This window comes from Mesorhizobium sp. M0491 (assembly GCF_040321265.1).
Lineage (GTDB): Bacteria > Pseudomonadota > Alphaproteobacteria > Rhizobiales > Rhizobiaceae > Mesorhizobium.
Genome location: NZ_JAMYRE010000007.1, coordinates 147,623 through 172,640, shown reverse-complemented (window position 1 = coordinate 172,640; position 25,018 = coordinate 147,623). Strand labels below are relative to the sequence as shown.

Annotated in this window: 25 protein-coding genes; 17 read left to right on the top strand and 8 right to left on the bottom strand. The window is 63.3% G+C overall.

All coding sequences use genetic code 11. The features are described 5' to 3' along the window. The first annotated feature begins 5 nt into the window (after positions 1–5). From NKI69_RS11245 to lpxK, 3 genes are read left to right on the top strand one after another with little or no spacing between them, the layout of a single operon-like run. Entirely contained in the window at positions 6–797 is a 792-nt protein-coding gene (locus NKI69_RS11245; RefSeq protein ID WP_013532344.1) for a lysophospholipid acyltransferase family protein, read from the top strand. Then, the gene (gene waaA, locus NKI69_RS11240; RefSeq protein WP_023813559.1) at positions 794–2,110 is read left to right on the top strand and encodes a lipid IV(A) 3-deoxy-D-manno-octulosonic acid transferase; all 1,317 of its coding nucleotides are present in this window, start codon (positions 794–796) and stop codon (positions 2,108–2,110) included. Before NKI69_RS11245 ends, waaA begins: the two co-directional genes overlap by 4 nt. A 1-nt stretch (position 2,111) precedes the next feature. Next, positions 2,112–3,137: a tetraacyldisaccharide 4'-kinase gene (gene lpxK, locus NKI69_RS11235; protein WP_352721301.1), complete on the top strand. Its 1,026-nt coding sequence runs from the start codon at positions 2,112–2,114 to the stop codon at positions 3,135–3,137. 120 nt (positions 3,138–3,257) lie between these two features. Here the strand turns inward: lpxK and NKI69_RS11230 are convergent, their stop codons facing one another. Next, positions 3,258–3,491: a DUF2093 domain-containing protein gene (locus tag NKI69_RS11230; RefSeq protein ID WP_031213688.1), complete on the bottom strand. Its 234-nt coding sequence runs from the start codon at positions 3,489–3,491 to the stop codon at positions 3,258–3,260. A gap of 125 nt (positions 3,492–3,616) precedes the next feature. On the opposite strand from NKI69_RS11230, the gene NKI69_RS11225 reads away from it, so the two are divergent. After that, a complete protein-coding gene (locus NKI69_RS11225) occupies positions 3,617–4,204 on the top strand; it encodes a hypothetical protein (RefSeq protein ID WP_127288988.1) in 588 nt (195 codons plus the stop codon). 42 nt (positions 4,205–4,246) lie between these two features. Here the strand turns inward: NKI69_RS11225 and NKI69_RS11220 are convergent, their stop codons facing one another. Next, the gene (locus NKI69_RS11220) at positions 4,247–5,173 is read right to left on the bottom strand and encodes a LysR family transcriptional regulator (protein WP_352721299.1); all 927 of its coding nucleotides are present in this window, start codon (positions 5,171–5,173) and stop codon (positions 4,247–4,249) included. Between the two features lie 91 nt (positions 5,174–5,264). On the opposite strand from NKI69_RS11220, the gene NKI69_RS11215 reads away from it, so the two are divergent. The 4 genes from NKI69_RS11215 to NKI69_RS11200 all read left to right on the top strand — a co-directional run bounded on the left by NKI69_RS11215 (position 5,265) and on the right by NKI69_RS11200 (position 8,479). Continuing rightward, entirely contained in the window at positions 5,265–6,158 is an 894-nt protein-coding gene (locus NKI69_RS11215; protein ID WP_352721297.1) for a DMT family transporter, read from the top strand. A gap of 157 nt (positions 6,159–6,315) precedes the next feature. After that, positions 6,316–7,191, top strand: coding sequence for an alpha/beta fold hydrolase (locus NKI69_RS11210; protein ID WP_352721295.1), 876 nt, complete (start codon positions 6,316–6,318; stop codon positions 7,189–7,191). A gap of 58 nt (positions 7,192–7,249) precedes the next feature. Then, positions 7,250–7,576, top strand: a complete 327-nt coding sequence (locus NKI69_RS11205) for an antibiotic biosynthesis monooxygenase family protein (RefSeq protein WP_023813566.1) — start codon at positions 7,250–7,252, stop codon at positions 7,574–7,576. 12 nt (positions 7,577–7,588) lie between these two features. Beyond that, complete coding sequence (locus NKI69_RS11200) at positions 7,589–8,479, top strand: DMT family transporter (protein WP_352678581.1); 891 nt, start codon at positions 7,589–7,591, stop codon at positions 8,477–8,479. A 79-nt stretch (positions 8,480–8,558) separates the two neighbouring features. Here the strand turns inward: NKI69_RS11200 and mutL are convergent, their stop codons facing one another. Together mutL and NKI69_RS11190 are read right to left on the bottom strand one after the other, a co-directional pair. Further along, a complete protein-coding gene (mutL, locus tag NKI69_RS11195) occupies positions 8,559–10,433 on the bottom strand; it encodes a DNA mismatch repair endonuclease MutL (protein ID WP_352721374.1) in 1,875 nt (624 codons plus the stop codon). A 274-nt stretch (positions 10,434–10,707) separates the two neighbouring features. Continuing rightward, a complete protein-coding gene (locus NKI69_RS11190; RefSeq protein WP_352721293.1) occupies positions 10,708–11,610 on the bottom strand; it encodes a LysR substrate-binding domain-containing protein in 903 nt (300 codons plus the stop codon). 90 nt (positions 11,611–11,700) lie between these two features. On the opposite strand from NKI69_RS11190, the gene NKI69_RS11185 reads away from it, so the two are divergent. The 4 genes from NKI69_RS11185 (at position 11,701) to NKI69_RS11170 (ending at position 16,122) form a co-directional block, all read left to right on the top strand. Next, positions 11,701–13,251: a trimethylamine methyltransferase family protein gene (locus NKI69_RS11185; RefSeq protein WP_013532332.1), complete on the top strand. Its 1,551-nt coding sequence runs from the start codon at positions 11,701–11,703 to the stop codon at positions 13,249–13,251. 41 nt (positions 13,252–13,292) lie between these two features. Then, positions 13,293–14,942 (top strand): ABC transporter substrate-binding protein, encoded by a 1,650-nt coding sequence (locus NKI69_RS11180; protein ID WP_023813570.1) that lies wholly within the window; start codon positions 13,293–13,295, stop codon positions 14,940–14,942. A 96-nt stretch (positions 14,943–15,038) separates the two neighbouring features. Continuing rightward, positions 15,039–15,518: a DUF3828 domain-containing protein gene (locus NKI69_RS11175; RefSeq protein WP_023813571.1), complete on the top strand. Its 480-nt coding sequence runs from the start codon at positions 15,039–15,041 to the stop codon at positions 15,516–15,518. Between the two features lie 4 nt (positions 15,519–15,522). After that, complete coding sequence (locus NKI69_RS11170; protein ID WP_023813572.1) at positions 15,523–16,122, top strand: hypothetical protein; 600 nt, start codon at positions 15,523–15,525, stop codon at positions 16,120–16,122. A 9-nt stretch (positions 16,123–16,131) separates the two neighbouring features. Here the strand turns inward: NKI69_RS11170 and queF are convergent, their stop codons facing one another. Continuing rightward, entirely contained in the window at positions 16,132–16,593 is a 462-nt protein-coding gene (gene queF, locus NKI69_RS11165; protein WP_010915503.1) for a preQ(1) synthase, read from the bottom strand. A 101-nt stretch (positions 16,594–16,694) separates the two neighbouring features. Here queF and NKI69_RS11160 point away from each other — a divergent pair, with 101 nt between their 5' ends. Further along, entirely contained in the window at positions 16,695–18,740 is a 2,046-nt protein-coding gene (locus tag NKI69_RS11160) for an NADH:flavin oxidoreductase (protein WP_023813573.1), read from the top strand. Between the two features lie 144 nt (positions 18,741–18,884). Here NKI69_RS11160 and NKI69_RS11155 read toward each other — a convergent pair whose 3' ends face one another. Continuing rightward, a complete protein-coding gene (locus NKI69_RS11155) occupies positions 18,885–19,292 on the bottom strand; it encodes a hypothetical protein (RefSeq protein WP_023813574.1) in 408 nt (135 codons plus the stop codon). Between the two features lie 115 nt (positions 19,293–19,407). Between NKI69_RS11155 and NKI69_RS11150 the strand changes: the two genes are divergently transcribed. The 3 genes from NKI69_RS11150 (at position 19,408) to NKI69_RS11140 (ending at position 20,611) form a co-directional block, all read left to right on the top strand. Further along, entirely contained in the window at positions 19,408–19,833 is a 426-nt protein-coding gene (locus NKI69_RS11150) for a MarR family winged helix-turn-helix transcriptional regulator (protein ID WP_023813575.1), read from the top strand. A 77-nt stretch (positions 19,834–19,910) separates the two neighbouring features. Continuing rightward, on the top strand, positions 19,911–20,153 hold the full coding sequence (locus tag NKI69_RS11145; protein WP_023813576.1) for a type II toxin-antitoxin system Phd/YefM family antitoxin: 243 nt from the start codon (positions 19,911–19,913) through the stop codon (positions 20,151–20,153). 8 nt (positions 20,154–20,161) lie between these two features. Further along, positions 20,162–20,611, top strand: a complete 450-nt coding sequence (locus tag NKI69_RS11140; RefSeq protein WP_023813577.1) for a type II toxin-antitoxin system VapC family toxin — start codon at positions 20,162–20,164, stop codon at positions 20,609–20,611. On the opposite strand, the gene NKI69_RS11135 is transcribed toward NKI69_RS11140, so the two are convergent. After that, complete coding sequence (locus NKI69_RS11135) at positions 20,599–21,339, bottom strand: polysaccharide deacetylase family protein (RefSeq protein WP_023813578.1); 741 nt, start codon at positions 21,337–21,339, stop codon at positions 20,599–20,601. The two genes, NKI69_RS11140 and NKI69_RS11135, sit on opposite strands and share 13 nt — an antisense overlap. A 74-nt stretch (positions 21,340–21,413) precedes the next feature. Then, complete coding sequence (locus NKI69_RS11130) at positions 21,414–23,480, bottom strand: putative bifunctional diguanylate cyclase/phosphodiesterase (RefSeq protein ID WP_023813579.1); 2,067 nt, start codon at positions 23,478–23,480, stop codon at positions 21,414–21,416. Positions 23,481–23,810: 330 nt separating this feature from the next. Between NKI69_RS11130 and NKI69_RS11125 the strand changes: the two genes are divergently transcribed. Then, complete coding sequence (locus NKI69_RS11125) at positions 23,811–24,998, top strand: glycine C-acetyltransferase (protein ID WP_023813580.1); 1,188 nt, start codon at positions 23,811–23,813, stop codon at positions 24,996–24,998. The last annotated feature ends 20 nt before the right edge of the window (positions 24,999–25,018 follow it).

The following is a 25,018-nucleotide window of genomic DNA, read 5'->3' as shown; positions in this document are numbered from 1 at the left end:
CTTCGATGGAGCATGACCTGGCGAAAGGGCCAGCAAGCGATGCCGCGCCCACGGGCAGGGGACGCAGCCGCACGACCAAGGCCTTCTGGCGCAAGATTCGCCAACCGCTGGCGCAGTCGCGATTCGTCAAGAACGCCATCGCCAGCCTGTTCGCCCAGTTCGTCCGCTTCGTGCGCCTCACCAATCGCGTCGTCGAGGGCTCGGCGCGGTTTTCGGGCGGCGCCTATACCGAGTTCGAGCCTGGCATCATAGCCCTGTGGCACGGCCAGCATCTGCTGACGCCGGCCTATTATCCCAAGCGCAAGCCGCTGGTCGCCATGGTTTCGCGCAGCGCCGATGCCGAGCTCAACGCGCTGATGCTGGAAAAATTCGGCATCGAGGCAGTGCGCGGCTCCGGCGGGCGGGAAAATGCCAGGCACCTCGACAAGGGTGGGGCAAAAGCGCTTATCGCCCTGAAAAAGTCGCTCGCCGTCGGCAAGAACGTCGCCATGATCGCAGATATTCCGCACGGCACGCCGCGAGACGCAGGGCTTGGCATCGTTCTCCTGGCCCGCCTCTCGGGCCGGCCGCTTGTGCCCGTCGCCATCACCACCAGCCGCCGCAAGGTGCTGGAGAAGAGCTGGGACAAGACCACCATCAACCTGCCGTTCGGCCGTTCGTCGATCGTCATCGGCCAGCCGATCTTCGTGGCGGCCGGCGCCGATGACGCCGAAATGGAGCGCAAGCGCCAGGAAGTGACGACCGCGCTCAATGCCGCGACCGCCGAGGCCTACCGTCTCGTGGATGCTCCGCGATGAGCGGCCGCTGGGCGCGAGCCATGCTGTCGGCATACCGTTTCGCGGGTGCGGCCGCCTATCCGCTGGTCGGGCCCTATGTTGCCTGGCGCACCTCGCGCGGCAAGGAAGACCGCTACCGCCGCCGCGAGCGCTATGGCGTCGCCGGCCGCGCGCGCCCCGACGGGCCGGTGATCTGGATCCACGCGGCGAGCGTCGGCGAGACCATAGCCGTCGTGCCGCTGGTCGAAAGCATTCTCGACTACGGCGTCAACATCGTGCTGACGACCGGCACGGTCACCTCGGCGCAGGTCGCCGACGAGCGGCTCGGTGATCGGATCATCCATCAATACGTACCGCTCGATCTCAAGCCGGCGGTCAGCCGGTTCCTCGATCACTGGCAGCCGGACCTGGCGATCATCGCCGAATCCGAGATCTGGCCGATGACCATCCTCGAGCTTGGCGCGCGCCGCGTGCCGCAGGTGCTGGTCAATGGCAGGCTGTCCGACCGCTCGTTCAAGTCGTGGAAGAAACGGGCCAACATCGCCGAGGCGTTGTTCGAGAACCTGGCTCACGTCGTGGCGCAGTCGGATGTCGATGGCGAGCGGTTTCTGGCGCTCGGCGCGCGGCCGGTCACCGTGTCGGGCAATCTCAAGGTCGATACCTCGCCGCCGCCCGTCGACGAACGGGCGCTGGCGACGCTGCGGCGGCAGATAGGCACGCGCCCGACCTGGGCGGCGATCTCGACCCATGACGGCGAGGAAGTGGTCGCGGCTGAAGTCCACGCGACGCTGCACAAGCGCCACCATGGCCTTCTGACGATCGTCGTTCCGCGTCATCCCGATCGCGGCGAGGCCCTTGCGGCGCAGATTTCCGGCTTGGGCCTGAAGGTCGCGCGGCGCAGCAAGGGCGACAGGATCGCCGCCGACACGGATATATTGCTCGGCGACACGATCGGCGAGATGGGGCTCTATCTCCGGCTGACAGAAATCGCCTTCGTCGGCCGCTCGCTGACCTCCGAGGGTGGCCAGAACCCGCTGGAGCCGGCCATGCTCGACACGGCGGTTCTCGCCGGGCGCAATGTTCAGAATTTTCGCGAGGCCTACCAGCGTCTCCTCGACAGCGGTGGCGCCAAGCTGGTGCGCGATCGCGACATGCTGGCCGGCGCCGTCAATTTCCTTCTCACCAACGAAGTGGCGCGCCACGAGATGATGGCGGCGGGTGTAGCGACCGTCGACGAGATGCGCGGCGCGCTGGCGCGCACGCTGAAATCGCTTGAGCCCTACATCCAGCCGCTGGTCGTCAAGTCGCGCCTGAAGGGCGCGAACGGGCGCTAGCGTGGCCTCCGAAGCACCACCATTCTGGTGGGAAGAGCCGGACTGGCGGGTCTTGGCGCTGTCGCCGCTATCGGCCATCTATGCCGCCGCCGCCGGCCGCGGCATGCGGCGGGCCAAGCGCGAGAAGATCGAAGCACCCGTTCTGTGCATCGGCAATTTCACGGTTGGCGGCACCGGCAAGACACCGGTGGCCATCGCGCTCGCCAAACAGGCCAAGCGCATGCGTCTCAAACCAGGCTTCCTGTCGCGCGGCCATGGCGGCTCCTTCGCCGAGCCGCATGTCGTCGATATCCATCACGACAGCGCCCGGCATGTCGGTGACGAACCGCTGCTGCTGGCCGAACACGCGCCGGTGGCGGTGACGCCGAATCGTGCCGCCGGCGCCCGGCTGCTGCTGGAACGGAATGGCTGCGATTTCCTAATCATGGATGATGGCTTCCAGAGCGCCCGCATCCACATCGACTATGCGCTGGTCGTCGTCGATGCGCGCTATGGCATCGGCAATGGCCGTGTCATTCCGGGCGGTCCGCTCCGAGCCAGGATCGTCGATCAACTGGTCTTCACCAGCGGGCTGTTGAAAATGGGCGAGGGCATCGCCGCCGACAGCGTGGTCCGCCAGGCGGCACGCGCCGGCCGGCCGATCTTCGAGGCCCATACAGAGCCAAGCGGCAAGGCAGGGCTTGCCGGCAAGCGGTTCTTCGCCTTCGCCGGTATCGGCCATCCCGAGAAATTCTTCGACACGGTGCGCCAAGCCGGCGGCGAGCTGGCGTTGACGCGGCCGTTTCCGGACCACCATTTCTATGCCGAGGACGAACTTGCCGAGCTGGCGGCGACCGCACGCGCCGAAGGGCTGGTGCTCATCACCACCGCCAAGGACGCCGCCCGGCTACGCCACGGCGCCTCACAGGACTTTCTCGACCGGCTCGAGGTGCTGGAGATCGACACGGTCTTCGAACTCGACCACGTTCCCGAGCGCATCATCGACGAGACGCTCGATGCCTGGCGCCAGCGCAAGCTGAAAGGCTAAAGCAATTCCAGGAAAAGTGTGAAACGGTTTTCCCGGGAAAAGCGCATAGCGCTTTCCCTTGGGAATTGCGTCAAACAAAGAGATAGAGCGGTTCGCCGTTCCGTGAAACGGTGAACTGCTCTAACCGCGCTTACGCAGCTCCGGATGCATCTCGATTTCGCGGCGCAGCGAGGCGGTGGCGCTGATGTAGGGCTCCTGCCTGGCGACGCTCCAGTATTTCAACTCGTCGAGCGGAATGCTTTCGCCTGTCACCGCGCAGCGCACGAACGCGCCGGGACTGGTAACCTGGAAGTCGCCATCCAGATAGCGGATGCGGGCTTCCTTGCCGCCGGGGCCTTCGAAACGGTTCATCATGCGGGGACGCCAGGGTTCATGAGGATTTCATCGCCATAAATTCCCGGCGAGGTCAAGCATGCGACAAGCCTGAGACAATGCTGAACGCTTATTGTGAAGCGGAAAAATGGTGTTGGTGGGCCGCAATGGACATTTCCTCCACTCGTCTTCCCGCGTTGCTCAGGGAAGTGATGACGCCGCAGGCAGTGCCCTCGGGGCAGGCTGATCCAGTCATGACGGCACTGGTCAAGGCGCTGGTCCAACCGCCGGCGCCGTCTCTGCTTGCGCAACAGACAGCGCCAGCGCTGTTGACTTTGCCGGTCGCGCCGATGGCCGTCAAATCGCAGCAGATCGCATCGGCTGGCATCGTCGATGCCTATCTTGCCCAGCTTGAGACGGGCGAAGAGGCGGCGTTGGCAACGATCGCGGCGAGAAAGGCAGAACCCGAAGCCGAAACGCTGCGAGCCTTCTTGCCGCTTTCGACAACGGCCAATGACAATGCCCCTGCCAGGGTTGCGGGGCTGTCATTGCTGTCGCTTATCCCGCCGCAGGCTCCAGTCCCGCGCAACGCTGCCGCCCTGGGTACATTGGCGGGCAGGCACAGGCCGGCCAATCAATCCCATGGTGCGGTGCCGAACCCTGAGCAGTTGCTGGTGAAAATTGGCTTTGTTTCGATAATGGCCGGTTTTCTGGGAGCCGTGATCCTCGGGTTCGTTCTGTTGTTGCTTCGTTGAGCTTCGAATCGGCTGGTTCTCGATATATGCCCGGCGGAAGGCCTACCGCTCGGCTTCGATGAACGCCTCGATCTTTTCCGGCGCCAGCCCGGCCTCCGCCGCGATGCGGCGGGCGAGGTCGGCGGCTGCGGCACGCGGCCGCCCGATCGGCCGGTCGAGCCAGTAGGACACCGGATTGAGCGCGGTGCGCTCATCGACGGGAGTGATGCGGCCCGATTGCAATTGATGCCCGGTCAGGGGTGGGCGTGCCAGCGCGATACCCAACCCATAGGCGGCGGCGTCGAGCACCAGATTGTAGTCCTCGAAGCGGCGGTCCTGCGGGCGCGGGCGATAATCCATGCCTTGCGCGGCAAACCAGGCGCGCCAGGCCGACGCGTCGGAATCGTTGATCAGCGGATATTTGAGCAGCCGGGCAGGATCGCCGCGGCCGATCTCGCGGGCAAGCCCGGGTGACGCGACGGGGAAGACATGTTCCTCGAAAAGCTGCACCGAGACGCGGCCCGGAATGCCGCCGCGTCCACAGCGGATGGAGAGATCGATGCCCTCATCGGCAAGATCGGCCTGGCGGATGTCGACATCGAGCACGATGCGCAGCTTCGAGGGATTGTTTTCCAGAGCCGCCATGCGCGGCATCAGCCACAGTCCGCTGACCGAGGGGATCGAGGTCAGCCGCACCACGGCGGTGCCACGCGGCTCGACCCAGCGGTCGGAATGGGTCGATATCAGCGCAAAGGCTTCCGACGTGCGCAGATGCAGCCGGTTCCCCTCGATCGTCAGCGAGACGCCGCGGGCACCACGGTCGAAGACTTTCAATCCCAGCCAGTCCTCGAGCTTGGCGATCTGCCGGCTGACGGCGCCATGGGTGATATTGAGCTTTTCGGCGGCCGCCGAAAAGCTGCCTGTCCGCGCCGCCGCATCGAAGGCGCGCAGCGTCTCGAGCGGCACCATTGTGTCCGAGCTGTGATCCATAGTCACAGGTGATCCTCGATTTGGTCGTTTGTCAACTGGCCTGAAATGGCGTTTTCTGCCTCTCAGGACCGAAGAATACGAGGGCAGTGAGATGAGCGCGATGACGGGCACGTTGAATTCGACACAGCGGATGGACACCACGGCAGCCATTGCTGTCGCGCTGACGGTGGTCGGCTGGGCTTCTGCCTTTCCCGCCATCCGAGCCGGTCTCGCCGCCTTCGGACCGCTGGAATTGGGTGCATTGCGCTTTGCCATCGCCGCGGTGCCGGCGGCGATCTTCCTTGCCGTCAAGCGCCCGGTACTGCCAAGGCTCGACGAAGTTTGGCGTCTTGTCTTTGGCGGCGCCATCTTCGTCGCGCTCTACACCGTCATGCTCAATTTCGGCGAACTGACCGTCTCGGCCGGTGCCGCCGGCTTCATCATCAATGTCAGCCCGATCTTCACCGCCATCATGGCGATGGCGCTGCTCGGCGAACGTTTTTCGGGCATGGCCTGGGCCGGCACGGTGATTTCCTTCGCCGGCATTGGCGTCATCGCCATGGCCGACGGTAATGGACTGTCTTTTAACACCGGTGCTCTTCTGGTGCTTGGCTCGGCCTTGTGCTCGGCCGTCAACACCATCGTCCAGAAGCCGCTGTTTGCCCGCCATCATCCGTTGACCATTTCCGCTTCGAACATGGTGCTCGGCGCACTATGCTTGGCGCCCTTCCTGCCGTCGGCCTTTTCGCAGGCGGCGGTTGCCGACACGGCAGGCCTCGGCGCCGTCATCTTTCTTGGCATCGTGCCCAGCCTGATCGCCTATGCCGCCTGGGCGACCGCGCTGTCGCGTCTGCCCGCCGCACGTGCTTCCAACTTCCTCTATCTGGTCTCGCCGATGTCGGCGCTGATCGGCTTCTTCTGGCTGGGCGAAGTCCCGACGTTGCTCGGCATAATCGGCGGCGCGCTGGCGCTGGGCGGTGTCATCGTGGTGAATTTGAAGAGATGATTTGGTAAGTCGGAGCCATTCCCCGGGCGGGAGTTGCGCCTTTGCCTGCCTTGCTGGTCATCCGGAGACCCGGCCTGATCCATATTGCCGTTTCCCTCATTCGGAACGATCCCTCGGTCAAAGGCGTTTAGCCGGTGTTTATTCGACGGAGGTCCGAATGCCGGGTGCAACGACGCACCGACGCATGCAACTGGATGATCTATCCATTTTTTATCGCGAGGCAGGGCCGCCAGAAGCACCTGTCTTGCTCTTGCCGCACGGCTATCCCTGCTCTTCGTTCCAATTCCGCCGACTGATGCCGGCGCTCGCCGACCGCTGGCGAACGATTGCATTCGACTGGCCCGGCTTCGGATACAGTGGCACACCCGATCCGGCCGCCTTTGGCTATGATTTCGACGCCTATTCTGACGTGCTTTCCAAGCTTGCCGATGAATTCGGTCTCGAACGCTACGCCTTGTGGCTGCACGATTATGGCTCGCAGATAGGACTCCGGCATGCGATCTCGTATCCGGAGCGGATCAGTGCCCTGATCATCCAGAACGGCGACATCTACGAGGACGTGCTTGGCCCCAAATACGCCACGATCAAGGCTTGGTGGACCGACAAGACGCCCGACAGGCACCGTCCGCTCGAGGCCGCCGTGAGCGAGGATGGGTTCCGGGCCGAGTTCATCGGGGAAGTGGCTGACGACGTTGCCACGCGCGTGCCGCCCGATCTCTGGAGCCTTCACTGGCCATTGATGAACACGCCGGTTCGCCAGCAGATCGCCGTCGGTTTGATGGAGAAGCTGGAAGCCAATCTGACCTGGTTTCCGCGCTACCAGGCTTATTTGCGTGAACACCACCCGCCCACGCTGATCCTTTGGGGGCCAGAGGACGGCTATATGCCCGCGGCGTCGGCACGGGCCTATCATCGCGATCTGCCCGATGCGGAACTGCATCTGATCGAAGGGGCGGGTCACTGGCTGCTCGAGACACATTTCGACGACGCGATGCCGCTGGTCCGCGAGTTCCTGGCTCGTGTTCACGCCTGATCCCACCCGGCGTCGCTTGCTGCGCTCAGTTGCTGTCCCCTGTCTGAAGGAGAACCTCATGCCGACCAAACCGACCATCGCGCGCATCTGGCGCGGTCGCACCCGCCGCGACGTCGCCGACGCCTATGAGCCATACCTGCGTGCCGAGGGTATTCCGCCCCTCGAGAAGACGGCGCTTGGCGTCCAATTGCTGCGCGAAGACCGCGATGCCGAGACGTGGTTCACAACCATCTCGTATTGGGCCGACATGCAAGCGATGACGGCCTTTACCAGAGGCGAACCGACCAAAGTCCATCATCTGGACCGCGATGCCGAGTTCCTGATCGAGCTGCCGGAGCGGATCGACATCCACCGGATACTTGTCGATCGTCAGGGACTGCGCTGAGCGGCGAATCTGGTGGTTCGCAATCTCGCCTTCTTCGCGGTGATGTCGCTGATCTGGGGGCTGACCTGGGCGGCGATCAAGCTCGGTCTCAATGACGTGCCTCCGCTACTGCTGGCGGCGGCGCGCTATTTGCTGACCGCCGCGCTTCTGGCAACAGCGGTGCGTGGAGCCGGCGCGGCATTCGCCCACGGGCGAACGGGGCGAACGGTGGTCTCGGCATTGCTGGTCAATACCGGCACCTACGGTCTGCTTTTCTGGGGAATGCAGCACGTGCCCTCGGGATTGTCGGGGCTGGTCAACCTGGCGCTGATCCCGATCCTGCTGTTCGCGATTGCCGCATTCACCGGCGAGGAGCGACCGACCTGGCGCCACGCTTCCGCGCTCGCTATCGGCAGCATCGGGCTGGTTGGGCTGTTCTGGGCGCGGCTTGGCGCGGGAAGCAGTTCGAGCGGCATCGGGCTCGCTGCGATCGTCGTTGCGACCGCCTGTTATTGCTTCGGCAGCGTGGTTTCGCGCCCGCTGGTGGGCGCGGTCAAACCACTGGCGCTGACAATGGTCCAGGCTGCGATCGGCGGTGTTGCACTGCTTGCGCTGTCGCTCGTGCTGGAGCCGATCTCGGGTGAGACGCTCGAGGCGCTGCACACGCCGGCCGCCATCGGCAGTCTGCTGTTCCTGTCGCTGTTTGGCACGATCGTCGCCTATACGCTCTATCTCGTGCTGATGCGTGATTGGGGCACCGTCCGTGCCGGGCTCTACGCCTTCGTTTCGCCGATCGTCGCTTTGGCGGCAGGAGCCTGGCTTTTCGGCGAGGCGGTCGGCTGGGCTGAAATCGCCGGTGCGATCCTCCTGCTGGCGGCGGCTGCGATCGCGCTGCTCAGGCCGCCAGGCGAAAATCGCGGGTGACGGCATTGTCGGCCGGCCTGGGACCTTCTTGACGTGCCGGCATCGAGCGGCGAAGCGATGGCCCGCAATCCGTCCGCAGCTATCGCCGCCCGAAAAGCCGCTCGATATCCGCCAGCTTGAGTTCGATATAGGTTGGCCGGCCGTGGTTGCAGGTGCCCGAGCCGGGCGTCGCCTCCATCTGCCGCAGCAGGGCATTCATCTCCTCGGCCTTGAGCAGGCGGCCGGAGCGCACAGAGCCGTGGCAGGCCATGGTCGCGGCTATTTTGTCCAGCCGCTCCTTCAGCGTGTCGACCGTGTCGTTGTCGGCGATCTCGTCGGCGAGGTCGCGCACCAATTGCCCGACATTGGTCTCGCCCAGCATCGACGGCGTCTCGCGCACCGCGACGGCGCCGGGGCCGAAGCGCTCGATGCCGAGACCGAAGCGGGCCAGCGTTTCCGAATGCAGCGCAAGCCGCTCGGCATCCTCCTCCGGCAGGTCGATGATCTCGGGCAGAAGCAGCATCTGCGAGGGCACCGGGCGCGAGTGCAGCGCATTCTTCAGCGCCTCGTAGACCAGCCGTTCATGCGCCGCATGCTGGTCGACGATGATGAGCGAATCCCTGGTCTGGGCGACGATGTAGTTCTCATGCACCTGGGCGCGCGCCGCGCCCAGCACCGCGCCGAGCAGCGTCTCGGCCGCTTCATCCTGCCCTGCGCGTGCATCGGCGCTATGCTGCGGACCGGCATCGAAAGCCGCTTGCTCGTTTTCATGCAAGCCGCGCTGCTGGAAGCCCGCACCCTCGAAACCCATATCGAGCGGCCGCTGCGACGACCGGGCGGGATCGAAGCCGGACGGACCCGAGGCGCGGTAGGCCGCGTCGTAGCTGCGGTGGCCGTTTGCCGCTCCACCCTGGCCGTAGGATGCGGCCCCTGGCCGGAACGCCGCCATCATGCCGGCGGCCCCCGTGGTGGCGGCGCGGACGCCGGCATCGGCCAGTGCCTGTCGGATTGCCCCGACGATCAGTCCGCGCACAAGGCCGGGATCGCGGAAGCGCACATCGGCCTTGGCTGGATGAACATTGACGTCGACGATGGCCGGGTCGAGCGTCAGGAACAGCACCGTCACCGCATGGCGGTCGCGCGGCAGGACGTCGGCGTAGGCACCGCGTATGGCGCCGGCGATCAGTTTGTCGCGCACCGGGCGGCCGTTCACATAGGCATATTGCTGCAGCGCGTTGGCGCGGGTGAAGGACGGGATCGACACGTGGCCGGTCAGATGCACGCCTTCGCGCATCGCGTCGAGGGCAATAGAATTGTCCGGAAAGTCGGCGCCCATCACCTGGGCGACACGGCGCAGGCTGCCTTCCGCGCTGTCATCCGCCGCCGGCAATTCCAGCGTCGAGCGGTCCGAGCCGGCCAGCGTGAAGCGCACGGCGGGGAAGGCGATGGCGATGCGCTTGACCACATCGCTGGTGGCCGAGCTTTCGGCGCGCTCGCCCTTCATGAACTTTAATCGGGCCGGCGTTGCGAAGAACAGGTCGCGCACCTCGACCGTGGTGCCGCGATTGGCCGCCGCCGGCCTGACAGGCAGGACGCGGCCACCCTCGATGCCGATCTCGGCGGCGCTGTCACTTGCTGCCGTGCGCGAGCGGATCGAAAGTCGCGACACCGAGCCGATCGACGGCAGCGCTTCGCCGCGGAAGCCCAGCGAGCGGATGTCGTTGATATCCTCGGTGAGCTTGGAGGTGCAGTGTCGTGCGATCGCCAGCGCCAGCTCCCGTTCGAGAATGCCGGAGCCGTCATCGGTGACGCGGATCAGGTTCAGCCCACCGCCGGCTGTGACGATCTCGACGCGCGAAGCACCGGCATCGAGCGCATTCTCGACCAGTTCCTTGACCACGCTCGCCGGACGCTCGATGACTTCGCCGGCGGCGATCTGGTTGATCATCGTTTCGGAAAGCTGGCGGATGGGCATGGCGCCACTATAGGCGGATTCGACGCCGATGAGAAAGCATTCGATGTCGGCGGAATAGCGATGATGCTGGCGGGACAGCACCCCCTCTGGCCTGCCGGCCATCTCCCCCGCAAGGAGGGAGATCGGATGTCGCCACGGCTTTCGCCAATCTGCAGCGCTGCAGGAAGGGTGGCGAGGCTGGAACTGCCAATCTCCCCACTTGCGGGGAGATGTCCGGCAGGACAGAGGGGGGTGCTGTCCCGCCGACTTCCAAGGGACAGGGAGGCACTGCCCCTCACGCCTGAGCCGCCAGCCAGTCTCGCACCTTGCGGGCGTTGTCGCTGAGTTCCCGGTTCTTCGGCCAGACGACATAGAACGCCTTGCCGGTCTTCAGCACATGATCCGTCACCGGCACCAGCAAGCCCGACGCCAGCAACCGCTCGGCGAGATGCCGCCAGCCGAGCGCGATGCCTTGGCCTTCCATGACGCCCTGAATCACCAGGCCGTAGTCATTGATGCGCAGGCCGCGCGCGGTATCGCTGAGATTGGCGCCCGCCGACTGGAACCATTCGTCCCAGCTGGCCGCCTCGCGATACGGCTCCTCCAAATGGATGAGGCGGTGCGTGGCCAGTTCGGCAGCGAATTTGGGCAGGCCGAACTTTGCCGCATAGCTGGTGCCGGCGACGGGAAATATCTCCTCGTCAGCCAGCGGCAACGAGTGATAGTCCGGCCAGTCCCGCGGCGCGCCGCCGCGCACGCCGAGCGGAATGCCTTCGGCGATGATGTCGAGGTCGCGGTCGGCGGTCTGGATACGCAGGTCGATGCCCGGCAGTTCGTCGCGGAACTGCTGCAGCCGCGGCATCATCCAGAACGAACCGAACGCGGTCGAGGCGGCCAGCGTGACATGACCGCCGGTCGCCTGCAGGCGTAGATCCTCCGCCGATTTGCGGATATGCGAAAGCCCAAGCGAGACATCGGCATGGAAGCGCTCGCCGGCCTCGGTCAGGAGAACCTGGCGGTGGCGGCGCTGGAACAGCTTGGCGCCAAGCTGCTCTTCCAGCCCGCGCACGGCATAGGAGACGGCGGCCTGCGTCATGCCGAGCTCGCGGCCGGCGGCGGTGAAGCTCGAAAGCCGCCCGGCCGCCTCGAAGACGATCAGGCTGCCGGCCGAGGGCAGGAGGTGGCGCAGGCTTCGCATAAGCTGAGCTTATACAAGAGATCAGGATTTTCCAGCGTCACATCACCATTTTGTCGCGCTAGGCTCCTTCATGAGTGGAATGGAGTTGCCATGAACGCACCGGCCCCTGAAGTGACCGAACATGCCAACCGCCGCAGTGGCGGCCGCCTGGGGCGCAAGGCGCTGCGCGGAGCCCCCGTAACGTCGTTCCCGACCCTGGTCCGCCAGATCCCCGTCTACCAGATGGTCCCCGATGAGGCGGTCGAGCTGATCCACGAGGAGTCGCTCCTGATCCTCGAAGAGGTGGGATGCGAATTCCGCGACGACGAGGCTATCGCGCTGTGGAAGGCGGCGGGCGCGGATGTCTCGGAAACTCGTGTGCGGATCGACCGGGCCCTGCTGATGGAGCTGGTATCGAAGGTCCCGTCGGAGTTCACGCTCAATGCGAGGAATCCGCAGCGTACGGTGCGGGTGGGCGGCAACAATACCATCTTCGTGCCGATGTATGGCGCGCCTTATGTTCGCGATCTCGACAACAACAGGCGCTACGGCACGCTGGCCGACCTCAACAATTTCCACAAGCTCGCCTACATGGCGCCGGCGCTGCATTCATCGAGTTCGGTCATTTGCGAGCCGATGGAAATCGCGGTACCGAAGCGTCACCTCCACATCATCCATTCCGCGCTTAAGCATTCCGACAAGCCGTTCATGGGCATCGTCACGTCCAAGGAGCGGGCGGAAGACACGATGGCGATGGCAGGCATCGTGTTCGGCGAGGATTACGTCCGCGACAATCCGGTCCTGGTGTCGATCACCAACTGCAATTCGCCGCTGGTGTGGGACGCCACCATGCTGGACGCGATGAAGGTCTATGCGCGAAGCAACCAGCCGCTGATCCTCGCACCCTTCGCACTGTGCGGCGCCTCGACTTCGGCGTCCGCCGTGGGCGCGGTTGCGCAGGTCAATGCGGAAGCGCTGGCGGGCGTCGCCTTCACGCAACTGCTGCGCCCAGGGTCGCCGCAGATCTACGGGCAGTTCATGGTCACGGTGGACATGAAGACCGGCGCTCCGATGGGCGGCACGCCCGAGGCGGCGCAGATGATGTATCTGATGGGAGCCTTGGCGCGGAAATACCGGCTGCCGTGGCGCACGTCCGGCTTTCATGTCGGGTCGAAGCTCAACGACGCCCAGGCGGGTTACGAGGCGAACATGCTGATGCATGCCGCCATCCTCGCCGGCGCCAACTACATCTGGCACTCCGCGGGATGGCTCGAGGCCGGCCTGACCTGCGGCTATTCGAAATTCGCCACCGACTGCGAACAGCTCATCGGCTGGTACAAATATGCCGGCGGTCTGCCGTTCGACGATTTCAAGGAAGCCATGGCGGCCATCCGCGAGGTGGGACCGCAGGGCCATTTCCTCGGCACCCAGCATACGCTCGAACATTTCGAATCCGCCTTCTTCATGCCCTCGATCATGGACTTCAATTCGTTCGAACAGTGGAAGGCGGAAGGGGCGAAGGACCACGACACGCGCGGCCGCGAGAAGGCGCGCAACATGCTGGCGGATTACGAGGAGCCGAAGCTCGATGAAGGCATCGCCGATGGCCTGATGGATTTCATCGCGCGGCGCGAGGAGAGGCTGCCGGACAGCGTCAGTTGACGCGAAGAACCAAGATCAAGGGAACCAGACGGGAGGAAAAAATGGCATTCTTCAGAAGCAGTGGCGATCGCGTGCCGAGCGCTATCGAGGCAATGGCGGTCGAAGCACGCGCGGGTCGTGTCGACCGGCGCGAGTTCCTGGCGCTGGCAAGCGCCTTCGGCGCATCGACGGCGCTTGCCTATGGCATGATCGGTCTTGCCGTGCCGGATCGGGCCTTGGCCGAAGAGCCGAAGAAAGGCGGAACGCTGCGCGTCTCGATGTCGGTGAAGGGACAGAAGGATCCGCGCACTTACGACTGGGTGGAACTGGCGAACATTTCGCGTTGCTGGCTGGAGCCGCTTGTCCGCTATACCAGGCAGTTCACCTTCGAGCCGGTTCTGCTCGAAAGCTGGGATATCAATGACGACGCCACCGAATATGTGCTGCATGTGCGCAAGGGCATCACATGGAACAACGGCGATGCCTTCAACGCCGATGACGTCGCTCACAATCTGACGCGCTGGTGCGAGAAGAATGTCGCCGGCAATTCCATGGCCGCCCGTGTCGGCGCGCTGATCGACACAAAGACCGGCAAGGCCAGGGATGGTGCGATCACCAAGGTCGACGACAACACGGTCAAGCTGAAGCTAAGCGAACCAGACATTTCACTGATCCCGAATTTCACCGACTATCCGGCGCTCGTCGTCCATCGCAGCTTCGATGCCGATGGTGCCGATCCGATCAAGAAGCCGATCGGCACGGGACCGTTCGAACTGGTCTCCTACGATGTCGGCCAGAAGGCGGTCGTCAAGCGTCGTGAGAATGGCAAATGGTGGGGTGGTGAAGCGCCGCTCGACAGCGTCGAGTTCATCGACTACGGCACCGATTTCAACGCCACCGTTAACGCGTTCGAATCGGGTGAGATCGACCTCAATTTCGAGTCGCCCGCCGACTTCATCGACATTCTCGACAAGATGGATCTGGTGAAATCGGAGGTGGCGACGGCGACGACGCTGGTTGCGCGCACCAACATTACCCACAAGCCCTATGACGACAAGCGGGTGCGCAACGCCCTGCAAATGGCCGTCGACAACAATGCGGTCCTCCAACTTGGTTACGCCGGGCGAGGCACCCCTGGTGAAAACCACCACGTTGCCCCGATCCATCCGGAATACTATCCGCTGCCCAAGAAGACACGCGACGCCGCCGGCGCCAAGAAGCTGATGGCGGAAGCCGGACAGGCTGACTTCGAGCATGAGCTGATCACCATCGAGGACGATTGGCAGAAGAATACCGGCGACGCCATTGCCGGCCAGCTGCGCGATGCCGGGATCAAGGTGAAGCGCACGGTGCTGCCGGGTTCGACCTTCTGGAACGACTGGACGAAATATCCCTATTCGATGACGATCTGGTACATGCGCCCGCTTGGCGTCCAGGTGCTGGCGCTCGGCTATCGCACCGGCGAGGCCTGGAATGAATCGGCATATTCCAACCCCGATTTCGACGCCAAGCTCAAGCAGGCGCTATCGCTCATCGACGTGGAGAAACGACGCGAGGTCATGAAGGATGTCGAGCAGATCCTGCAGGATTCGGGCGTCATTATTCAGCCGTTCTGGCAGAAGCTCTACAGCCACCAGAACAAGAAGGTGAAGAACTATGGTGTCCACCAGACATTCGAGATGGACCTTCAGAACGTCTGGCTGGACGGCTGAAACAAGGCGCTGCAGGACTTCATGAGCCGCAAAAAAGCCGATATGCAGGATACGTGGTATTGATAGGCTCAAGCCATCAAAAGCCGGAGATTCTGCATGAGACTGACAGTGCTCGTTGCCGCCCTTTCGATAGCCCTGCCGGCCGCCGCCGTCGCCGGACCGGCGTCCGATGCGGTGAAGTTCTTCTATGTCCCGGCGGTCAAGTTCGAGGCCGACGAACAATATCGGGACCGGTTCACCGAACCGGTGACGAAACTGTTCGAGTTGAACGACCAGGCAACGAAGAAGAACCCGGACCAGGTCGCCTGCATCGATTTCGATCCTGGTCTCGACGCCCAGGATTTCGATCAGAAAACCGTCTCGAAAACGCTGAAACTGTCTGAGAAGCTGGATGGCGATAACGCACAGGTCACGGTATCCTTCAGCCTGTTCTCCGAGGGCGATGATTCCAAACGTGAAATGCTCTGGTCGCTCAAGAAGATCGACGGCAAGTGGAAGATATCGGACATCGCTTCCAAGACCAGCGACTGGACGCTCAGTGCGCTGGAATGCATGGCCGGCCAGACGCCGGAGTGAAGCGATGGCCCATCGCCGGTTGCTGGCCCTGTCGGGTGTGTGTCTGCTGGCGGCTCTGAGCGGCGCCGCCGCGCAAGGCCTGTTGGGTGCGCCGCCGGCTGACGCCGCGCCGGGCGACAGCGGGGCTCCGCCCGCAAATGCACCCGGAACCGGAGTGGAACCGGCAACGCCGCCTGTTGGATGGTCGCCAGCCGAAGCCGCGCCGGCCGCACCGATCCAGCCGGGCTCGCCGACCGCTGTGGTGCGGCCGTTTTACGATCAGGTCGGGCTGGAGATCGATCCAGCCGAGCGAAGCCATTTCATCGACCCGGCCAAAACCGTGCTCGACAAGAGCGACGCCTTGCGCAAATCCGGGCAGGGCGAGTGCCTCGACCCCAACATGGCGCTCGATAATGCCGATTACGACAAGGCCGAGATCGACAAGAGCCTGAAGACGCTCGAGGCGATCAACGGCGACCAGGCCAAGGTCATCGTCGCCTTCGTCATATCGGGCAACCCGCACCGGCTGGAATGGAAATTCAAGAGGGTCGACGGCGACTGGAAGATATCGGACCTGCTGTCGGTGACCGGCGAATGGGCACTCAGCCAATATCAGTGCGAATGATGGGCGAGCTCAACCCCGCCCGCGATAGGGCGCCACCCCGGTGTCGGGCAGCCAGGCGCCTTCGGGCGGAGCGCCCGTTTGCCAGAACACATCGATCGGAATGCCGCCGCGTGGATACCAATAGCCGCCTATGCGCAACCACAGCGGCTTGGTTGCCGCCACGATGCGGCGGCCGATCATGACGGTGCAGTCTTCATGGAAGGCGCCATGGTTGCGAAACGAGGTCATGAACAGCTTGAGCGACTTCGATTCCACCAGAGCCGCATCGGGTGCGTAGTCGATGACGATATGGGCGAAGTCCGGCTGGCCGGTGACGGGGCACAGCGAGGTGAATTCCGGACAGGTGAAGCGCACGATCGCCGGCGGTCCGTCACCACGCGAAAACGGTACGGTCTCCAGGACCGCTGCTTCGGGGCTTTGTGGCGTCTCGACGTGCGCGCCGAGCTGGGTGAGAGTTTTGGTGTCGATCATGGGCGCAATCCTTGTCGCATGCGCCCGGAGTGCGTGCGGGACGACATGCTTGAAAACGAATTTTGCCGCTCATTAGCACAATTTGAAACCGCAGGAAGACGATGACCAGCAACGATCCGCTTCTCCAGCCCTACCAGCTCAAACATTTGACGCTGAAGAACCGGGTCATGTCGACCAGCCATGAGCCGGCCTATTCCGAGGACGGCATGCCGAAACAGCGCTACCGGCTCTACCATGCAGAGAAGGCCAAGGGCGGCATGGCGCTGACCATGACCGCCGGCTCGGCGATCGTCTCGCGCGACAGCCCGGCCGCCTTCGGCAATCTGCATGTCTATGACGACAGGATCGTGCCGTGGCTGGCCGAGCTCGCCGACGCCTGCCACGAGCACGACTGCAAGGTGATGATCCAGATCACCCATCTCGGCCGCCGTACCGGCTGGAACAAGGCCGACTGGCTGCCGGTGCTCTCGGCCTCGCCGGTGCGTGAGCCGGCGCATCGCGCATTCCCGAAGACGATCGAGGACTGGGACATCGAGCGCATCGTCGCCGACTATGCTTCAGCCGCCCAGCGCTGCGAGGCCGCCGGCCTCGACGGCATCGAGTTCGAATCCTACGGCCATCTGATGGACGGCTTCTGGTCGCCGGCCACCAATCATCGCGACGACGAATTCGGCGGCTCGCTGGACAATCGCCTGCGCTTCACCAACATGGTGCTCGATGCCGTGCGGGCAGCTGTCGGCGACAAATTCGTCGTCGGCATCCGCATGGTCGCCGACGAAGATTTCGAAAAAGGCCTGTCGAAGGCGGAGGGGATCGAAATCGCCAGGCGGCTGGCGGGCTCCGGCAAGGTCGATTTCCTCAACATCATTCGTGGCTCGATCGAGAGCGATGCGGCGCTGACCAAGGTCATCCCGGTAACCGGCATGCGCTCTTCGCCGCATCTTGATTTCGCCGGAGAGGTGAGGGCGGCGACGAAATTCCCGACCTTCCACGCGGCGCGCATATCCGACGTGGCCACCGCACGCCACGCCATCGCCACCGGCAAGCTCGACATGGTCGGCATGACCCGCGCCCATATCGCCGATCCGCACATCATCAAAAAGGTGATGGAGGGGCGCGAGCATGAGATCCGCCCGTGCGTGGGCGCCACCTATTGTCTCGACCGCATCTATGAGGGCGGCGAAGCGCTTTGCGTCCACAATGCCGCGACCGGCCGCGAGGCCGAAATCCCGCATATCATCGTCAAGACCGAAGGACCGAAGCAGAAAATCGTGGTCGTCGGAGCCGGCGCCGGCGGGCTGGAGGTTGCGCGGGTCGCGGCCGAGCGCGGCCACAAGGTGATGGTGCTTGAAGCATCGAGCCAGGCCGGCGGCCAGGTGCGATTGGCGACGCAGAACCCGCGCCGCAAGGAACTGATCGGTATCATCGACTGGCGGCTGGCTGAACTCGACCGGCTCGGCGTCGAGATCCGCTACGACACTTGGGCGGAAAAAGACGATGTCCTGGCGCTGTCGCCCGATGTGGTGGTGGTCGCTACCGGCGGCCTGCCGCAGAACCCGCCGCTGACGGCCGGCGACAACCTTGTCACCTCGAGTTGGGACATCATGGCCAGCAGCGTCAAGCCGGCCGAAAATGTGCTGCTCTATGACGACAATGGCGGCCATCAGGGCATGGGCGCCGCCGAACTGATCGCCAATGCCGGCTCGAAACTCGAGCTTGTATCGCCGGAGCGTTTCTTTGCCCCGGAAATGGGCGGCATGAACCATGTGCCCTATATCAGGGCCTTTCAGGAAAAGGGCGTCACCATCACCATCAACACGCGGCTGCGTTCGGTGCGGCGCGAGGGCAATCAACTGATCGCAGAGCTGGCTTCGGATTTCGCCGATGGCTGGCGCGGCGAGCGCAGGGTCGACCAGGTGGTGGTCGAGCACGGTACGCTGCCGCTCGATGATCTCTACCTATCGCTAAAGCCTCTGTCGAAGAATGGCGGTGCGGTCGACTACGAACGGCTGGTGAGTGGTGGCGACATCTTTCCCAAGCGCAATCCAGAAGGCGGCTTCGTGCTGTTCCGCATCGGCGACGCGGTCGCCTCGCGCAACATCCACGCCGCCATCTATGACGGCATCAGGTTCGGCTTGCGTATCTGAAATTAGCTATTGCGAGGATCGGTGGCGCGCGGTCGGACCTGCGTACGAGAGCCCGTATACTTCGGTCTGGCCGCGCGCCCGCACGTCATTGGCTCGTCGCCAGACAACGTACGATTCTGTGAGCTTGTGCTGCGTGGGCGGCGCTCAAAACATTCTGGCCGTGGCCATGCACAGCACGGTCAGCACCAGCAGCCCCCCTGCGATGCGCTCGCCTCTTGTCATCTTCGCGCGCAACTGGCTTTCCGTTGCCGCATCGGCACCGGCAAGCTGCCTGCTGGCTGAGCCCACCAGCGCGCCTTGCACGCCGGCGGCGATCAGGGCCGTCACGATGCCCAGCGCCAGCACCTTCTCCATCGAGCCGAAAACGCCCTCGTGAAAGAAATACCAGAGCAGTATGCCGGTCAGGAAAACCAGACTGGCAGCGCCCATTTGCGGCCGGAAGAACCGTTCCGCCCGGATGTCCGGGTCACGGCCGACCGCGATCGTCGTACCCGCCCAGAATACACCTGCCATGACATGAAGGCCGATAACGACGATGTAGACATATTGCATAACCGGATTTCCTCTTTAGCCCGCCATCTCTCGGTAATTAGATATCAAATGGTTAGATGTCAATGTATAAGTCGCGCCAGTTCCATCCGTGCATGACACCGTCTAGTGTCCTGCAATGACACCCTTCGAACGCCCGCCAGTCGGCATGAATCTCGGACGAACCGCCAAGCTGGTTGCCCAGGCCTTCGACGCTGCCCTGGTCGAGGCCGGTGGCACGCTGCCGGTCTGGCTCACGCTGCTGTCGGTCAAGTCGAGCAAGCTTGCCAATCAGCGTGAACTCGCCGGCATGATCGGCATCCAAGGCGCGACGTTGACCCACCATCTCAACGCGATGGAGGCGCAGGGCCTGCTGACGCGCCGCCGTGATCCCATCAACCGCCGGGTTCATCTGGTCGAACTGACCGCGGCCGGAGAAGCGATGTTCGAGACATTGCGTAAGGCCGCGCTTTCCTTTGACAAGCGGCTGCGGGTCGGACTGTCCGACGAGCGGCTGGCGGAGTTCGCGCAGGTGCTGGCCGTGTTGCGGGCGAATGTGGGATGATCTTGGTGGGATCGACAGGCCTTGTTTGATCCGAGTTGCTCTGCTATATGACCACTCTAGTCATTTTGGAGCAAGCTATGCGCGAGATTCAGTTGAAGGATGCCAAGGCAACACTTTCAGCGGTGGTCGATCAAGCCGTCGCCGGGACGCCTGCCGTCATCACCCGTCACGGGCGCAAGCAGGCTGTCATTCTGTCTTTCGAAGACTATGAAAGGCTTTCGCGCGTGCCAAGTTTTGGACAATTGTTGGCGGCCTTCCCTGGTGACCTTGGCGATATTCCGCCTCGTTCCCGCAAACCGGCTCGCAAGGTTGCGTTGTAACGCGGTCGATGTTTCTGCTGGATACCAATATCATCTCGGCAATGGCGCCGTCCAAGAAAGCGGATCGGCATGCATTGGCGACTTGGCTCGACCAGGCGAGCAACCATCTGTTCCTGTCCGTTGTCACCGCATCCGAAGTTGCCGCTGGAATAGCGAAGGCCGAACGTGAGGGTGCGACAACAAAGGCGAACTCGCTGCGCGGCTGGTGGCAAGCGGTTCAGCACCTTTATGGAGAAAGAGTGCTTCCCTTCGATTTGCGCGCCGCGCATGCTGCGGGACTAATCCTGGATCGGGCGAGGGCGCACCGGCCTGGATTTGAAGACATAGCGATTGCTGCCACAGCCGAGGTCCATGGTTTAACGATACTGACGGACAACGAGCGTCATTTCGCGCCACTTGGTGTGCCAATGCTCAATCCGCTGAAGAGCTTGCCGTCTTTGCCGGCTCAGTCGTCGTAGCCCTGGATTGTCCCAAAAGTGTAATGGCGCAGCTTCAGCGCGGCGATCAAATTGGTCAGCTTCGTCTTGCCGTCGAACGCGTTCTGGAACATCTCGTCATGCATCAGCAGGATCAGCTTGCCGGGTTTGACGAAGCGGCCATAGCCGAACAGGTGATCGATCTCGCTGACCAGATGATCGACGCTCTGCACCGGCTCGCCATTGTCCTTGTGGACCCATTCATGGTCCCAGCCGTAGAGATAGAAGCCTGAGGCCGCGACAAACTCGTAATCGGGCTCTTCACGCCCCTCCTGGGCGAGGCCAAGCGAAGTGTCGTTCTTCGACATGGAGGGCAGCCTGAACACGTCGCGCCCCGGCAGTCTTGCATGCACCACGGGCTTCAAGCCGAGCACCGCATTCGCCCTTACCATGTCGGCGACGACACCCTCGGTGTTGCCGTAGAAATGCCGGTAGTGATTGTAGGCATGGCTGTAGCTGTGGTTGCCGAGCGTCACCAGGGGAAGCTGCCTGGCGCGCTGGACGAGCGCTCTGTTGGCGGCGCTCGCCTGCGCATGCATGCCGACCATGAACATTGTCGCCGGAACCTGTTCGGCTTCCAGCACATCGAGGATGTTGCTTGTGCCGTTCAGCGGCCCATCGTCGAAGGTAAGATAGATTATGCGATCGGCCCCTTGGGCGGGGACCGCAAAAATCAAAAGCGCCGCCAGGACAAACCGAAACGGTGTCATCGGCCCCGATACCCGGTTGCGATCCGACAAAGCCGCCATCTTCACACACGGTTGTCAAGGCAGCCCGGCCGTACCTATGCCAGGCTTCCTTGCAGCACCGTCAGCTTGGCCTTCTTGGGCATGCGGGCGGTCAGCCATTCCAGCGCCTTGTCGTGCGGCATCGGGAAGGCGATGGAGTAGCCCTGCACCTGGTCGCAGCCGATCGCCATCAGCGAATTGAGCTCGGCCTCGGTTTCGGCGCCCTCTGCGACGATCGAGATGCCAAGGCCACGCGCCAGCTCGGTGATGGCGCGGACGATCTTCGAGTTGTCGCCATTCTCATGGATGTTCTGGACGAAGCGGCGATCGATCTTCAGCCGGTCGATCTCGTTCGGGTTGACATGGCTGAGCGAAGCATAGCCGGTGCCGAAATCATCGAGTTCAAGATGGACGCCGGCTGCCCGGATGTGCCGCAGCTTGGCCGCGATGCCTGTCTTTTCGTCGTCGAGGATGACGGATTCGACGATTTCCAGCGACAGTTTCTGCGGCGGCAGCCCCGCCTTTTCCAGCGTCTCGAACAAGAACGCATCGAAATCGTGCTCGCGCAGCTCGGTGCCGGAAACATTGACGGCAAGCCGTCCGAAGGCAATGCCGGCGCGATTCCATTCGGCCGCCTCGTTGATCGCCTTGGTGATGACGATGCGGCCGATCTCGGGCATGAAGCCGCATTTCTCGGCGACCGGAATGAACTCGCCGGGCGGGATCATGCCGCGCTCCGCATGGTTCCAGCGCACCAGCGCCTCGATGCCGCTGATCGTGCCGTTGGTCAGCGAGACCTGCGGCTGGAAATAGACCTGGAACGCCCGCTCCGCGATGGCGACCTTGATGTCGTGCTCGAGCTGCTTGCGATAGTCGAGTTCGCGGCGCAGCTCCTCGGAGAAGAAGGAGAAGTTGCCGCCGCCAAGCTTCTTGGCGGAGTAAAGCGCCAGATCGGCGTGGACCAGCAAATCCCCAGCATTGTCGGCGTCGATCGGATAGACCGCGATGCCGGCGCTGGCGCCTGGGAGAATGGTCGTGCCCTGGAAGACGATCGGCTCGTTGATGTGTGCCAGGATGCGCCGCGCCAGCATATTGATGTCTTCGGTGCCGCCGGCGCCGCCGAGGATCATGACGAACTCGTCGCCGCCCAGGCGCACGCACAGATCCGACGCCCGGCAGGAATCGCGCATGCGCTGTGCCGTGACGACCAGCACATAGTCGCCGGCGGCGTGGCCGAGCGTATCGTTGATCTGCTTGAATCGGTCGAGATCGAGCTGGACGACGGCAAGGCGTTCGCGACGCCGGTGCGTGCCCTTGATCAGCGTGTCGAAATGATCGGTCAGGAACGTGCGGTTGTGCAGGCCAGTGAGGCCGTCATGCACCGCGATGAAGGCCATGGAATTGCGCGCGTCGATCAATTCATGTGTCTTGCGCAGGATGGCGTTCGACATCGGCCTGAAGATGAACAGCGCCACCAGTATGATGACGCCGATTGTGGCGTAGAACAGCGTGCGGTGGAGAGCGAGCAGCTTCTCGGAGCGGTCGTCGGCGTCGGCAGTGATGCGCTGGCCAAGCGCGGCATAGCCCGACAAGGTCGCATTGGCGACAGAGGCGTCGAGATTGACGCGTTCGCCGCCGCCCTTGTAACCGCCATTGCCGCTGAATTGCGATTCATAGGCCGAGATCAGGCGGTCGCCATTGGCGATCAGCCCGACCGAGAAATAGTCGAGGTGGAAGGGCTTGGCGAAAAGCACGCTTTCGATCGACTTCGGGTCAAGCTTGGCCGGCGATTGCGGATCGGCTCCCGTCTGATCGAGCAGCAGATCATAGTTCGTCTCGAACTCCGCCGTTGCCTGCTTGAGCGCGCTGACCAGCGCCGGTTGCTTGTCGCGTGAACCGGCACCCGTTGCGCTGGCAAGGAAGACGATGCGCTGCGACAGCGTCTTTTGCGTGCTGACGATGTCGAGCAAGGTGTGGTTGTGCTGCTGGGTGGCCATCATCTGCTGCAGCAGGATGAAGGAGGCTATCACCATGGCCGCAATGATCAGCAGGGCCAGCCAATAGCCAGCCTTGATCAGCAGTATGAGCTTGCCTGAAACGGTTTGCACCGGCTGCTGCGACATTTTCGGGGGCGGCCCTCTCGCCTACGGATTGTTGCCAAAAGATTCTTGTATGAGCACCATTGAACTGCAAACGTTAACAGGACCGGAAATCGACGGCTGCCCGGCAAGGGGCAGCTGTCGAAAGATCGCGAAATGGTTATCGGCTCGTTTAGCGCCATACCGGCATTTGAGCGGTCGTCGGCCAGAACCCTTTGTCGTGGTGTCGTTCCTGGGCCGCATGATGATCGACACCGGGACCGCATCGTGCTGCTTGCCACCGGTCGGTCGTTTTTGCGATGGATTTTTCGCGCGGACGAGACGACAGTCAGCCCACATCAAACGAGGCCGACCATGACCGCAGCATTCCTCTCCCACATCGACAGCGAGCTCGCGGAGCTCAAATCGGCAGGCCTCTACAAGTCGGAGCGGGTGATCACTTCGACGCAGTCGGCCGAGATCGAGGTCGGCGGCGACAAGGTGCTGAATTTCTGTGCCAACAACTATCTCGGCCTCGCCGACAGCGCCGATTTGCGTGCGGCGGCCAGCCAGGCGCTCGACCGCTATGGCTACGGCATGGCATCGGTGCGCTTTATCTGCGGTACGCAGGAAGAGCACAAGCAGCTCGAATCCACGATTTCCTGTTTCCTCGGCATGGAAGACACCATCCTCTACGGCTCCTGTTTCGATGCCAATGGCGGCCTGTTCGAGCCGCTGCTGGGCGAGGAAGACGCCATTATCTCGGATGCCTTGAATCATGCCTCGATCATCGATGGCGTGCGGCTGTCGAAGGCCAAACGTTTCCGCTACGCCAACAACGATATGGCCGATCTCGAGGCGCGACTGAAAGAAGCCCGGGACTGCCGCTTCCGGTTGATCGCCACCGACGGCGTGTTTTCGATGGATGGCATCATCGCCAATCTCAGGGGTGTCTGCGACCTCGCCGAGAAATACGACGCCATGGTGATGGTCGACGACAGCCATGCCGTCGGCTTCGTCGGCCAGAACGGCCGCGGCTCGGCCGAGCATTGCGGCGTCGAGGGCAGGGTCGATATCATCACCGGGACGCTCGGCAAGGCACTCGGCGGCGCGTCCGGCGGTTACACCTCGGGCAAGAGGCAGGTGGTCGACTGGCTGCGCCAGCGCTCACGGCCCTATCTCTTCTCCAACACGCTGATGCCGGCGATCGCCGGCGCTTCGATCAAAGTGTTCGAGTTGATCAAAGACGGCGATGGGCTGCGCGACAAACTCTACGACAATGCGGCGCGCTTCCGGTCGCAGATGGGCAAACTCGGCTTCACGCTGGCCGGAGCCGATCATCCGATCATTCCGGTGATGCTGGGTGATGCCAGCCTGGCGCAGGAGATGGCGGCGCGCATGCTGAAGCGCGGCATCTACGTCATCGGCTTTTCCTTCCCGGTGGTGCCGAAAGGGCAAGCCCGCATCCGCACGCAGATGTCGGCGGCCCATTCCAGCGCGGATATCGATCGGGCAGTGGAAGCGTTTGCCGCCGTCGGGCGCGAACTCGGGGTCATTTCCTGAAAGGCCGGAATCGAAAAGCG